Below are 12394 nucleotides of genomic sequence, written 5' to 3'. Positions count from 1 at the left end.
TTCGGTCATGGACGACGCGTCGATGGACTCCTCGATGGTGGGGCTGCTCGGCCGGGTGACCGGCACCGTCGGACCCGGCCTCGTGGGCGAGGTGATCGTCCGGATCAGGGGCGGCGCCGAGCACTTCCTCGCCCATCCGGCCGCGCCGAAGGAACGGATCGAGGTCGGCACGGTCGTGACGGTCATGGAACATCTCCCTCCACGCACCGTCTATGTCACAGCCGCGTACGACAGTTGACGGGACCGTTGAGCGATGCCCGGCACGGGCGCACACTCCCTTTCACCGGGTCCGCACCGGATCCGGTGAAGGGGGACCCTGCCCATGAGCATCGGCATCCTGGCGGGCGCCGTCGTCGGCGCCGTCGCCGTCCTCGTCGTCGTGTTCAAGATGATGTGGCGCGTCGCGGAACCCAACGAGGCGCTGATCATCTCCGGTTCCAACCACAAGAACGAAGGTCTCGGCGCGGGCATGGGGTTCCGCATCGTGACCGGTCGCGGCACCCTCGTCACGCCCGGCGTGCAGGCGGTGCGCAAACTCTCGCTCGACCTCAACGAGACCCAGCTGTCCGTGGAGTGCGTCACCCACCAGGGCATTCCGCTGAAGGTCCGCGGGGTGGTCATCTTCAAGGTAGGTGACGACTTCGTGTCGATCGCCAACGCCGCCCGTCGCTTCCTCGATCAGCAGAAGCTCATGTCGGAGCGGGTGCACATCGTCTTCGCCGGTCATCTCCGGGCCATCGTCGGCGGGTTGACCGTCGAGGACATGATCCGTGACCGGGAGAAGCTGACCGGGCAGGCCAGGTCGGCCTGTGGCACGGAGATGGAGAAGCTCGGTCTGATCGTCGACTCCCTTCAGATCCACGAGATCGAGGACCCGACCGGATACATCAAGAACCTCGCCGCGCCGCACGCGGCCGCCGTCCAGCGGGACGCGCGCATCGCGCAGGCGGAGGCGAACCGGCGGGCCACCGAAGCCGAACAGCAGGCCGCCGCGCGGATGTCGGAGGCCACCCGCGACAGCGAGATCCTCCAGGCGGGCTACCAGGCGGAGCGGGACCAGGCGTCCGCGCGGGCCCGGCAGGCCGGACCGCTGGCCGACGCCGCCTCCCGTCAGGAGGTCGTCGTCCAGGAGACCCGGGTCGCCGAACTGGAGGGCCTCCGCAAGGAACAGCAGCTCCAGGCGGAGGTGCGCAAACCGGCCGACGCCATGGCGTACGAGACCCGGACGCTGGCCGCGGCCGAGCGTGACGCCCGGATCTCGGCGGCCGAGGCCGAGGCGAAGGAGACCGAACTGGCGAGCGCGGCGAAGGCCACGGCGACCCGGCTCACGGGTGAGGCCGAGGCGGCGGCGCAGCACGCCAGGGGGCTCGCGGTCGCGGAGGCCACACGGGCCAAGGGTCTGGCGGAGGCCGAGGCGATCAAGGCGCGGGCGGCGGCGCTCGCGGAGAACCAGGAGGCGGTGGTCGCGCAGCAACTGGCGGAGAAGTGGCCGGAGATCGTCTCGGCGGGCGCGTCCGCGTTCGGGAACGTGGACCAGATGGTGCTCCTGAACGGCGCCGACGGCATGGCGGACGTCTTCGCCAAGGCGCTGACCATGGGCGGGACCGGTCTCGGTCTGGCCCGCCAGCTGCTCGCCACGATGAGCCCGGGGGCCCAGGACCGGCCGGGGGCGGCGCCCCCGGTGGGCCCGGTGGCGACCGAGAGCGTGGAGATCACTATCGGCGACGCGAAGTAGCGAGGGGCCCGTACGCAGGCCGGGAAGGGCTACGCGTACATCGGCCTGGAAGGGGTACGGGGACGGGGCCCGGTGCCGAGACGGCGCCGGGCCCCGTGGCCCTTCCGCTTCCCCGTTCTCCGCGCCCCGTGCCGGTCTCGGGGCCGACGCTCACGGGCAGTCCGGCCGGTGGCCGGTCGCCTTCGGGGCGGGCCCCGGTCCTCACGTGGTCCGGCTCAGTTGTGGCCGAACTTGCGTTCCTTGCGGTGGGACGCGTGCTCCACGAGGGGCATGGTGGTCTCGGTCTTGGGGATCGCGGCGGACTGTTCCTTCGCCGTGGCGTCGCTCCGGTGCTCGTGGCCGCCGGTGCGCGCTCCCTTGTTCGTACGGGTCTGTTTCCTGCCCACGATCGTGCCTCCCGTGACGGGTGTCGGACAGTGGTCCGTATCCCTTCAGCCTGGCACGGGGGCATCGGGGCCGCATGTCAGGCGGGTGCGGCGACGACCCGGGTGAAGGCGGCGAGGGTCGGCGTGCCCTGGGCGCGGTCCAGGACGGCGAAGACGATCTCCTCGAAGTGGCCCGCGAACCGTCCTTCCCCGGTGAGCAGGGCCCGGAAGGCGCCCGCGACCTGCTCGGGGTCGTTGCGGAAGACGCCGCAGCCCCAGGCTCCGAGGACGAGGCGCCGGTATCCGGCGGCGGCCGCGGTCTCCAGGACCCGCTCGGCGCGGGCGGCGAGGGCGCCGGGCAGCAGGGCGGCCCGTTCGGGGGTGCGGCCGCGGACGACGCCCGCGTTGGGGGCGGGCGAGGTGAGGAATCCGACGGTGAAGGGGGTGGTGAGGAGCGCACCGCGCTCGTCACGGAAGACCGGGACGCGGGGCGAGTGGATGACCCGGTCGGTGTAGAGGGCGTCGCGGTCCTCGCGGTGGTGGGCGTAGTAGGCGGGGGCGCGGAGCAGGGTCGCGTAGAGGGCGGAGGCGCGGCAGAGCGCCTCCTCCTGGGCCTGGGCGCCGTTGAGGTAGCCGCCGCCGGGGTTGCGGGCGGAGGCGAAGTTGAGGACGGCGACCGGTCGGGTGGCGTCGGCGGCGGTCATCCTGCGGGCGGCGGCCAGGCTGCTCTCGGGGGTGACGTCGAGGGTGGGGGCGCGGTCGGTGTCCGGGGTGACGGCGACGGGACCGGGGCCGTGGAGCCTGGTTCCGGCCAGTGCGGCGGCCAGGTCCTCGACGAGGGAGACCGTCCGGCCGTCGGGGGCCCGGTAGTGGCCCGCCGCGACGATCTCCTCGGTCTGGCGCGCGAGGGCGCGCAGTCGTGCACTCATGTCCCCAGCTTGATCGTTTCCTCCGGGGTGGGACAAGGGGTTTTCCGGTGGTGCCGCACCTTCCGCGCCGGGTGGAGGGCGGGGCGCGGGCCCTGGTCGGACGGTCGCGGGACCGGGCGGGGGTGGACGGGACGGGAGCGGTCGGACGGCCGCAGGGCCGGGGCGGACGCGCCGAACCGGCGCGGACGGGGGCCGGACCCGGGTCGGCAGAGGGCTCGCCCCGAGGTGACGGAGGGCCGGAGCGCGGTGGCCGAGGGCCGGACCTGAGTGGTGCAGGGCGGGGGCATCGCGGTGAGGAGCCGGGCCGGAAGGTACGGGGGCCGGTTTCGGACGGGTGGGGGCACAGGGGGCGCGTCCGGAGGGCGCGGGGCGCTCTTGCACGCCGTCCGGAGGTGGCTTTAGGTGGAGACAGCAACTCCCCGGGACCCGTCCCGATGACCAGGAGGTGTTCGGATGCCGTCCAGCGGCACACCCTTCGGCGGTCCCCCTCTCACCGAGGGGGACGCGGAGGATCTGCTCCGATGTATCTGTTTCAAGACCGGCCCGCCCCGCACCGTGGGGGCGGAGCTGGAGTGGCTCGTGCACGATCTGCGCGACCCCCGGCTGCCGGTCCGGCCGCCGCGCCTCGCGGCGGCCCTCGACACCGTGCGGTCGCTGCCGCTGGTGTCGGCGCTCACCTTCGAACCCGGCGGGCAGCTGGAGCTCAGCTCGCGCCCGGCCGGCTCGCTCATGGAGTGCCTCGACTCCCTCGCCGCCGATCTGCGGGCGGTCCGGTCGGCGCTCGGGCCGCTCGGCCTCACCCTCAACGGCTATGGGGTGGACCCCTGGCACGCGCCCCGCGGCCGGGTGCTCCAGGAACCCCGTTACGACGCGATGGAGACGGCGCTGAACCGGACGGGTCCGGCGGGCCGGGCGATGATGTGCGAGTCCGCCTCGGTGCAGATCTGTCTCGACGCGGGTCTGCCCGGCCCCGGGCCGCTCGGCTATCACCGCAGGTGGCGCCTGGCTCATCTGCTCGGGCCCGTGCTGGTGGCGGCCTTCGCCAATTCGCCCCGGCACGGTGGCCGCCGGACGGGCTGGCGGTCCACCCGCCAGGCCCTGTGGACCGATCTCGATCCGCTGCGGGCGCTGGCCCCGGCCCCGGAGGAGGAGCCGCGCGAGGAGTGGACGGCGCACGTCCTGGACACCCCGGTGATGTGCGTACGGGCGGACGAGGGGCCGTGGGCGGTGCCGGAGGGGCTGACCTTCCGCGACTGGCTGCGGTCGGGCGGGCCCCGGCCGCCGGACGCCGACGATCTGCGCTACCACATCACGACGCTCTTCCCGCCGGTACGGCCCCGGGGTCATCTGGAACTGCGGATGGTCGACGCGCAGTCCGGCCAGGACGGCTGGATGGTTCCGGTGGCGGTGACGACGGCGGTGTTCGACGATCCCGAGGCGGCGGAGACCGTGCACCGGGCGGTGCGGCCGCTCGCGGAACGGGCCGGTCCCGGCCCCGCGCCGCGCAATCCGCTCTGGCTGGCGGCGGCCCGGGAGGGGCTGGCCGATCCGGAGCTGCACGCGGTGACCCGGGAGGTGTTCGCCGCGGCCCTCGACGCGCTGCCCCGGATCGGGGCGGGCCCTGAGGTGCGGGAGGCGGTCGCCGCGTTCCACGAGCGGTACGTGATACCCGGGAGCTGCCCGGCCGACGAGTTCGAGGCGGTGACGTCATGACGCCGACGGAGACGGAGTTCGGTCCCGCCGGGCACGAGGACCTGCGGCGGCGGGTGCTGGCCGCGCTGGGCTCCGCGCGGGACCGCACAGCGCTGCTGACATCATGCGTCGAGGACGGTGAACTGATCGCCCAGCACTCACCGTTGATGTCACCGCTGGTCTGGGACCTGGCGCACATCGGCAACCAGGAGGAGCAGTGGCTGTGGCGGGCCGTGGCGGGCCGGGAGGCGCTGCGGCCCGAGATCGACTCGCTGTACGACGCCTTCGAGCATCCGCGTTCCGCGCGTCCCTCGCTGCCGCTGCTCGCGCCGGGCGAGGCCCGGTCGTACGCGGCGGACGTGCGGTCGCGGGTCCTGGACGTGCTGACCGGGGCGCGGTTCGAGGGCCGGCCGCTGCTCGACGAGGCGTTCGCCTTCGGGATGATCGCCCAGCACGAACAGCAGCACGACGAGACGATGCTGATCACCCATCAGTTGCGTGAGGGGCCGTCCGCGCTGACCGACCTCCCGCCGCCCGATCTGCGGTCCGGGCCGCTGCCCGCCGATGTCCTCGTCCCCGGCGGGCCGTTCACGATGGGGACGTCCGGGGAGCCGTGGGCGCTGGACAACGAGCGTCCGGCGCACGTCCGGTTCGTACCGGCGTTCCGGCTGGACACCACGCCGGTCACCAACGGCGCCTATCTGGCGTTCATGGCGGACGGCGGCTACACGGACCCGCGCTGGTGGCGGCCCGAGGGCTGGGCGCAGGTGCGGGAGCACGGCATCGCGGCGCCGCTGTTCTGGCACCTCGACGGCGGGCAGTGGCTGCGCCGCCGGTTCGGGACGACGGAGCAGGTGCCCGAGGAGGAGCCGGTGGTGCACGTGAGCTGGTACGAGGCGGACGCCTACGCGCGCTGGGCGGGGCGCAGGCTGCCGACCGAGGCCGAGTGGGAGAAGGCGGCACGGCACGACCCGGTGTCGGGGCGGTCCCGGCGGTATCCGTGGGGGGACACGGACCCGGGTCCCGGCCACGCCAACCTGGGGCAGCGGCATCTGCGCCCCGCCCCCGCCGGGAGCTGGCCGGAGGGCGCGTCACCGCTCGGCGTGCGGCAGTTGATCGGTGACGTGTGGGAGTGGACGGCCAGCGACTTCCTGCCGTATCCGGGCTTCCGGGCGTTCCCGTACAAGGAGTACTCGGAGGTCTTCTTCGGCCCCGGGCACAAGGTGCTGCGCGGGGGGTCGTTCGCGGTGGACCCGGTCGCCTGCCGGGGCACCTTCCGCAACTGGGACCTGCCGGTGCGGCGGCAGATCTTCGCCGGATTCCGGACCGCACGGGACGCGGAGCCTGTCTGATGTGTCGTCATATCGCTTATGTGGGAACACCGGTGGCGCTCGGGGAGCTGCTCGTCAGGCCGCCGCACGGGCTGCTGCGGCAGTCGTGGGAGCCCCGGGCGCAGACCAGAGGGGTGGTGAACGCCGACGGGTTCGGGGTGGGCTGGTACGCGGAGGGCGATCCGGTGCCCGCGCGGTACCGGCGGGCGGCCCCGATCTGGGGGGACCTGTCCTTCGCCGACCTGGCCCGGGTGGTGCGCTCGGGGGCGCTGCTCGCGGCGGTCCGGGGGGCGACCCTGCCGGGCGCCGACGGGGAGGCCGCGGCGGCCCCGTTCGCGGCCGGGCCCTGGCTGTTCAGCCACAACGGCGCCGTCGCGGACTGGTTCGACGCGCTCGTGCCGCTCGCGGCGACGCTGCGGGCGGGCGAGCTGCTGCGGATGGAGGCCCGCACCGACGCGGCGCTGCTCTGGGCGCTCGTGCTGCACCGGCTGCGGGCCGGGGACGAGCCCGGCCGGGCGCTGGCCGACACGGTGCGGGAGGTGGCCGCCGCCGCGCCGGGTGCCGCGCTGAACCTGCTCCTCACCGACGGCGAGCGGATCACCGCGACCTCGTGGGGGAACAGCCTGTGGTACCTGACGGGTCACGGCCGGACGGTCGTGGCCTCCGAACCCTATGACGACGATCCGCGCTGGCGGGCGGTTCCCGGGCGGACGCTCGTGACCGCGACCCGCGACGACGTCACCCTCACCCCGCTCAAGGAGCCGTCCGAGTGAGCCCGTTCGAGTTGACCCGTACCCTCGCCCCCGACGCCGCGGGCGCCGATCTGCGCGCCGACGTCCTGCACGGGCTGACGCGCACCCCCAAGGAGCTGCCGCCGAAGTGGTTCTACGACGCGCGGGGCAGCGCGCTGTTCGAGGAGATCACCCGGCTGCCGGAGTACTACCCGACCCGGGCCGAGCGGGAGATCCTGAAGGCGCGGGCCCCGGAGGTGGCGGCCGTGACCGGGGCGCGGACCCTGGTGGAGCTGGGTTCGGGTTCTTCGGAGAAGACCCGCTTCCTGATCGACGCGCTGCTGCCGGGCCTCGACAGCTATGTGCCCGTGGACGTGAGCGAGTCCGCGCTGACGGGGGCGGCGGAGGCGCTGCTCGCCGAGCGGCCGGGGCTGCGGGTGCACGCGCTCGTCGCCGACTTCACCCGGGGGCTCGGGCTGCCGGGGACGCCCGGGCCGCGGCTGGTGGCGTTCCTGGGCGGCACCATCGGGAATCTGCTGCCCGGTGAGCGGGCGACGTTCCTGCGGTCGGTGCGGGCGATGCTCGCACCGGGCGACGCCCTCCTGCTCGGTACGGACCTGGTGAAGGACGAGGCCACGCTGGTCGCCGCGTACGACGACCCGGCCGGGGTGACGGCGGCGTTCAACAAGAACGTGCTGTCCGTGATCGACCGGGAGCTGGCCGCGGACTTCGATCCGGAGGCCTTCGACCACGTGGCCGTGTGGGACCGGGAGCGGGAGTGGATCGAGATGCGGCTGCGGGCCCGCCGCGCCCTCACCGTGAAGATCCCGGAGCTGGATCTCGTGGTGCCGTTCGCGGCGGGCGAGGAGATGCGGACGGAGGTGTCCGCGAAGTTCCGTCAGGAGGGCGTGCGGACGGAGCTGGCCGCCGCGGGGCTGGATCTGGACCGCTGGTGGACGGACAGCGGGGGCAGGTTCGCGCTGTCCCTCGCGACCGCCCGCTGAGCCGCCGCCGCCAGGGCCCGGCGGTCGGGGTACCGGGGGCCCGGCAGGGGCTCGCCGAGGCGGACCACGGCGGTGAGGCGGCGGGTGGTGACGATCCGGCGGACCGAGGCGGCGAGCGAGTCGGGGCCGACGTAGGCGGCGGCGTCGGTGGGCTCGTACGCCACGCGCACCGGCTGGACGGCGGCGCGGGCGTCCAGGACGGCCTGGAACACGGCGGGCCGGAAGCGTCCCCGGGCCCGCCCGCACCAGGTCGATCCCTCGGGGAAGACGATCACCCGGCCGCCTCCGGCGAGCACCCCGGAGACCGTCCGTACGGTGCCGGGCAGGGCCCTGAGCCGGTCCCGGTCCAGGAAGAGGGTGCCGCCGAGGGCCGCCAGGAGGCCGAGGACGGGCCAGCCGCGCACCTCGGTCTTGGCGATCGCCCGGCCGGGCAGCACGGTCGCGGTCAGGAGGACGTCGAGCCAGGAGACGTGGTTGGCGGCGACGAGGAGCGGCCCGGTGGCGGGGGCCGCCCCCTCGTGGCGGACGCGGACCCCGAAGGCGCGGACCGCCGCCCGGGTCCAGTGCCGGACGAGGGCGTGCCGGGCGGCGGTCGGCAGCAGACCGGTCGCGGGGGCGCACAGGAGGCCGAGGGCGAGGGTGCCGAGGCCGGCGACGAGCCGGACCAGGGCCCGGAGGACGCCCGCGGGGTCCCCGGGCGGTCCGGGCGGGCGGACGGGCTCGTGGGCGGTGCAGCGGCCGGGGACGCAGGGCGCCGTGGGGAGCCACGGTGAGGGAGCGGCGGTCCGGTTCACCGGGCCGGGACGAGCGACAGGAAGTGCTGGAGGTAGCGCGGGTCGGTGCGGCGCAGCGAGAGCAGGACGTAGAGGTCGGCGACGCCGAAGCCGGGGTCGTGCGCGGGGGCGCCGCAGACCTGGGCGCCGAGGCGGAGGTAGCCGCGCAGCAGCGGCGGGAGCGCGGTACGGCCCTCGGGGCGGGCGATGCCTTCGGGGTTCCACGGCTTGTGCGGGGTGACCCGGTACTCCTCGGGGGCGAGGTGCCTGGCCTTGACGGTGTCCCAGGTGGCGGCGGCGAGGGCGCCGCCGTCGGTGAGCGGGAGGGAGCAGCAGCCCGCGAGCCAGTCGTGGCCGCTGGTCGTCATGTAGCGGGCGAGTCCGGCCCAGATGAGGGCGATGACGGCGCCGTCGCGGTGGGCGGGGTGGACGCAGGAGCGGCCGACCTCCACCAGGTCGCGGCGGATCGGTGCGAGCCGGGAGAGGTCGAACTCGCTCTCGGAGTAGAGGCTCCCGGCGACGGCGGCGCGGTCGGGCGGCAGGATGCGGTAGGTGCCGACGACCTCGCCGGTGGTCTCCTCGCGGACGAGCAGGTGGTCGCAGTACGCGTCGAAGGCGTCGGTGTCGAGACCGGGTTCGGGGCCCTCGATCCGGGCGCCGAGCTCTCCGGCGAAGACCTGGTGGCGCAGGCGCTGGGCGGCCCGTACGTCCTCCTGGTTCCGGGCGAGCCCGACGAGGTACCCGGGCGCGGGCCGTCCGGTGTCGGCCCGCGTCCGGCCGGCGGTGGTCCCCGGCCGGTCCGAGGTGGCCCCCGGCCCGCCGGGGGCGGGCGTGGGGGTGGGGTGCTCCGGGGCGGTGGGCCCCGGGACCGGTGCGGCGGTCGGCGCGGTCGAGGCGGCGGACTGCGCCGTCGGCGCGGCGAGCGTGGGGGTGGGTGCGGCCATGTCGGACTCCTCCGGCGTACGGAAGGGGCGAGGTCGGAGCCGGGCCGTGCGAGCGGTGGCCCGGCTCCCTACTTCTTCCGTGACCGGCTGGATTCGACGTGACCGGATGGAGGATCGCGGGTGTGCGAACGCTGAAATGCTATTCGGAGAGGGTCTCCGTGATCTCCTCGGAGGCCCTCTTGGCGGCCTTCACCGGGTCCTCGCCCTGGAGGACGGCCGTCATGTAGGGCTTGATGGGGTTGTCGGCCTCGACGTTCGCCCACTGGGGGGAGCTGGGGGTGGCCCGGCCGCGTGCGGCGGCCTTCGCCATGACGGCGGTGGCCTCCTGGTTGGCGACGACGGAGGCGAGGCCCTTCTTGTTGGGGACGTATCCCATGGCGCGGGCGAGTTCGGTCTGCCACTTCTCGCCCGCCAGGGCCTTGACGACCTCCAGGGCGGCGGCGCGCTGGGGCGCGTTCTCCGGAATGATCAGGTCGGAGCCGCCGGTGAAGACGACGCAGGGCTGGTCCGCCTTCTGACCGGGGATCGGGAAGTAGCCGAGCTTGTCCTTGAGGCCCGGGTTGGCCTTGAGGATGGCGGCGACGGCACTGGGGGCGGCGATGAGCTGGGCCACGTCGCCCTTGGCGAAGACGTCGGCCTGCGGCGGGGTCTGCTCGTCGGCGTTCTTGGGTCCGGAGCCCAGCGACTGGAGTTCCTTGTAGTAGGCCATGCCGCGCCGGGCCGCCGGGCTGTCCAGGGCGCCGGTCCACTCCCCGCCCTTGTCGACGGCGAGTTCGCCGCCCTCGTCCCAGATGAATCCGGCCAGGGTGTACCAGTCCTGCCCCGCGAGGTAGATGCCCTGGGAGCCCTCGTGGTTCAGCTTCTCGGTGCTCTTCAGCCACTCGGCGCGGGTGGCCGGCGGCTTGTCGATGCCCGCGTCGGCGAAGAGGTCCTTGTTGTAGATGACGATGCGGTTCGCCGCGTACCAGGGGATGCCGTACTGCGAGCCGCCGATGCTGCCGGGCTCGGCGAGACCGGGCAGCCAGTCCTCGCTGCCCAGGTCGCGGACGGACTCCAGGGTGAGGTCGAAGAGCTTCTCGGTGTCGGCGTACTGCGCGACCTGGGTGTTGCCGACCTCGATGACGTCGGGTCCGCCGGAGCCCTGGATGGCCTCGGTGACCTTCTTCCCGATGCCCGTCCACTCCTGGACCGTGACCTTGAGCTCGACGCCGTCGTGCTCCTCCTCGTACGCCTTGGTGAAGCGGTCGAGGAAGTCCTCGCTGACGCTGTCCCGCATGAGCCATATGTTGACGGTCTTCGTCCCGCCACCCGTGCCCGGGAGCATTCCACAGCCCGCGAGGGCTAGTGCGGTCGCGGCTGCGAGAGGACAGACGAGGTGGCGGTTCTTCACGTGGGTCACCTTCTGCGGTTCAGCACGAGGTCGTGCGGCATGTGGGGGCTGACCCGGCAGTGGGGGGACCGAACGGGCTGTTCGCGCGGGTATGTGGCCTGGATTCTGGTCTGGACCATGCCGATGGTCAAGTCCTTGACCATCCCATTCCGCACGCCTGCGCCCGACCTGGGCCGTTACCTGCGGTAATTACCCTTCGATGCACACCTGTCGGCCGCGCGGACCCCGTCGTGTCGCGCGCGGCCCCTCCCTGGGGCACGGTGGAGGGAACGCACCGAAGGGACCGCACCGAGAGGAGCTCGGCACCCATGTCGAACCACACCTATCGCGTCACCGAGATCGTCGGCACCTCCACCGAGGGCGTGGACGAGGCCATCCGCAACGGCATCGCACGCGCCTCGCAGACCCTGAGGGGCCTCGACTGGTTCGAGGTGTCCCAGGTACGCGGCCACATCGTCGACGGCGCGATCGAGCACTACCAGGTCGGACTGAAGGTGGGGTTCCGGCTGGAGGACGAGACCTGAGGGAGCCACCGGTGACCTGCGGCCCCGGAGAGACCCTCCGGGGTCCTCGGGGTCCGCAGGGTCCTCTCCGGGCCCGCCGGGGCTTCCGGCGACCCTCAGGAGCCCCGGCTCGTCCGCCGGTCCGGCCGGGTCCCGCCGGGTCCCGCCGCACTCTCCCGGCCCCGGATCCCGCCGAGCCCCCGATCCCGGGATCCCGTCGAGCCCCGGGTCCTGCCGGGCCTCAGGACCTGCCGGGCCCTCAGGTCCTGCCCTCCTTCTCCTGAGCGTCGCTCAGCTCCACCGAGGGGGCGGCCCAGTGGGCGCGCACCACGGGAAATCCCGCGGCCTCCGCCGCGTCGCAGACGAGCACGTCGTCGTCGACGAGCATCCGCACCCGCCGGTCGGCGGCCAGGACCCGCAGCGCCTCCACCTTGGTCACCCGGGCGGGCCTGAAGTCCCGGGCGCGCCGCATGTGGACCGGCCCTTCCGGCAGTCCCTGCGCGGCCAGCCAGGCCAGGGTGTCCCGGCGGCAGCGCTCGGGGCGGCCAGTGAGGTAGACGATGTCGCACTCCTCCGCCGCCTCGCGGCAGAGCGCGATCCCCTCGGGCAGCGGCGGGTCGTCGGGCGCCGCCGCGAAGAAGGCGTCCCAGTCCTTGGGCCGCCGCTCCAGGAAGTGCTGGCGGTGGGCGGTCGCGGCGAGCGTGTTGTCGAGGTCGAAGACGGCCAGGGGCCGGGTGTCGGCTGTCACGCGTTCCAGCGTAGGAGGCCGGACCGACAGACGCGCCGGGCCGGCCGGACGCGCCCCGCCGGACCTCCCGGCAGGCGCGCTCCACCGGACCGCCGCACGCGTCCCACCGGACCTCCCGGCGGACGGACGCGCACCGCCGAGGCCTCGACCGGTCCGGCCGTACGGGGTGGGCTCCGGACGAACCACGCGGCCGGGAGGCCTCCCGGGCCCGTACGGGAATCCCTCCGCCCCGCCCGTGTTGAAGCTGAG

At 74.1% G+C, this 12394-nt stretch carries 13 protein-coding genes; 7 read left to right on the top strand and 6 right to left on the bottom strand.

The window, feature by feature from the left end; translation table 11 throughout:
• Nucleotides 1–7: 7 nt before the first annotated feature.
• Both ACIRQY_RS02810 and ACIRQY_RS02805 read left to right on the top strand, forming a co-directional pair.
• Nucleotides 8–238, top strand: a complete 231-nt coding sequence (locus ACIRQY_RS02810; RefSeq protein WP_351784595.1) for a hypothetical protein — start codon at nt 8–10, stop codon at nt 236–238.
• Nucleotides 239–322: 84 nt separating this feature from the next.
• Nucleotides 323–1735 carry an SPFH domain-containing protein gene (locus ACIRQY_RS02805; protein WP_403921941.1) on the top strand — a complete coding sequence of 471 codons (1413 nt, stop codon included), beginning with the start codon at nt 323–325 and terminating at the stop codon, nt 1733–1735.
• Nucleotides 1736–1950: 215 nt separating this feature from the next.
• Here ACIRQY_RS02805 and ACIRQY_RS02800 read toward each other — a convergent pair whose 3' ends face one another.
• Both ACIRQY_RS02800 and ACIRQY_RS02795 read right to left on the bottom strand, forming a co-directional pair.
• Entirely contained in the window at nt 1951–2121 is a 171-nt protein-coding gene (locus ACIRQY_RS02800) for a hypothetical protein (protein WP_351784599.1), read from the bottom strand.
• Nucleotides 2122–2198: 77 nt separating this feature from the next.
• Nucleotides 2199–3029 (bottom strand): TIGR02452 family protein, encoded by an 831-nt coding sequence (locus tag ACIRQY_RS02795; RefSeq protein WP_403921939.1) that lies wholly within the window; start codon nt 3027–3029, stop codon nt 2199–2201.
• A 453-nt stretch (nt 3030–3482) separates the two neighbouring features.
• On the opposite strand from ACIRQY_RS02795, the gene egtA reads away from it, so the two are divergent.
• The 4 genes from egtA to egtD are packed head-to-tail and all read left to right on the top strand — an operon-like array spanning nt 3483 to nt 7787.
• A complete protein-coding gene (egtA, locus tag ACIRQY_RS02790; protein WP_403921937.1) occupies nt 3483–4742 on the top strand; it encodes an ergothioneine biosynthesis glutamate--cysteine ligase EgtA in 1260 nt (419 codons plus the stop codon).
• The gene (egtB, locus tag ACIRQY_RS02785) at nt 4739–6073 is read left to right on the top strand and encodes an ergothioneine biosynthesis protein EgtB (RefSeq protein WP_403921935.1); all 1335 of its coding nucleotides are present in this window, start codon (nt 4739–4741) and stop codon (nt 6071–6073) included. Before egtA ends, egtB begins: the two co-directional genes overlap by 4 nt.
• Nucleotides 6073–6825 (top strand): ergothioneine biosynthesis protein EgtC, encoded by a 753-nt coding sequence (egtC, locus tag ACIRQY_RS02780; protein WP_403921933.1) that lies wholly within the window; start codon nt 6073–6075, stop codon nt 6823–6825. Before egtB ends, egtC begins: the two co-directional genes overlap by 1 nt.
• Nucleotides 6822–7787 carry an L-histidine N(alpha)-methyltransferase gene (gene egtD / locus ACIRQY_RS02775; RefSeq protein ID WP_403921931.1) on the top strand — a complete coding sequence of 322 codons (966 nt, stop codon included), beginning with the start codon at nt 6822–6824 and terminating at the stop codon, nt 7785–7787. The genes egtC and egtD overlap by 4 nt, the downstream gene beginning before the upstream one ends.
• On the opposite strand, the gene ACIRQY_RS02770 is transcribed toward egtD, so the two are convergent.
• The 3 genes from ACIRQY_RS02770 to ACIRQY_RS02760 form a co-directional block, all read right to left on the bottom strand.
• The gene (locus tag ACIRQY_RS02770) at nt 7682–8581 is read right to left on the bottom strand and encodes a lysophospholipid acyltransferase family protein (protein ID WP_403921929.1); all 900 of its coding nucleotides are present in this window, start codon (nt 8579–8581) and stop codon (nt 7682–7684) included. The two genes, egtD and ACIRQY_RS02770, sit on opposite strands and share 106 nt — an antisense overlap.
• Entirely contained in the window at nt 8578–9504 is a 927-nt protein-coding gene (locus ACIRQY_RS02765) for a GNAT family N-acetyltransferase (protein ID WP_403921927.1), read from the bottom strand. Before ACIRQY_RS02765 ends, ACIRQY_RS02770 begins: the two co-directional genes overlap by 4 nt.
• Nucleotides 9505–9643: 139 nt before the next feature.
• On the bottom strand, nt 9644–10894 hold the full coding sequence (locus tag ACIRQY_RS02760) for an extracellular solute-binding protein (protein ID WP_351784615.1): 1251 nt from the start codon (nt 10892–10894) through the stop codon (nt 9644–9646).
• Between the two features lie 308 nt (nt 10895–11202).
• On the opposite strand from ACIRQY_RS02760, the gene ACIRQY_RS02755 reads away from it, so the two are divergent.
• A complete protein-coding gene (locus ACIRQY_RS02755) occupies nt 11203–11418 on the top strand; it encodes a dodecin (protein WP_351784617.1) in 216 nt (71 codons plus the stop codon).
• A 238-nt stretch (nt 11419–11656) separates the two neighbouring features.
• Here the strand turns inward: ACIRQY_RS02755 and ACIRQY_RS02750 are convergent, their stop codons facing one another.
• Nucleotides 11657–12145, bottom strand: coding sequence for a hypothetical protein (locus ACIRQY_RS02750; protein WP_403921925.1), 489 nt, complete (start codon nt 12143–12145; stop codon nt 11657–11659).
• Between the last annotated feature and the right edge of the window lie 249 nt (nt 12146–12394).

It is taken from the genome of Streptomyces sp. NPDC101490 (genome assembly GCF_044767145.1).
Lineage (GTDB): Bacteria > Actinomycetota > Actinomycetes > Streptomycetales > Streptomycetaceae > Streptomyces.
Note: the sequence above shows the minus strand (reverse complement) of the source record. Positions and strands in the feature narration are given on the sequence as shown.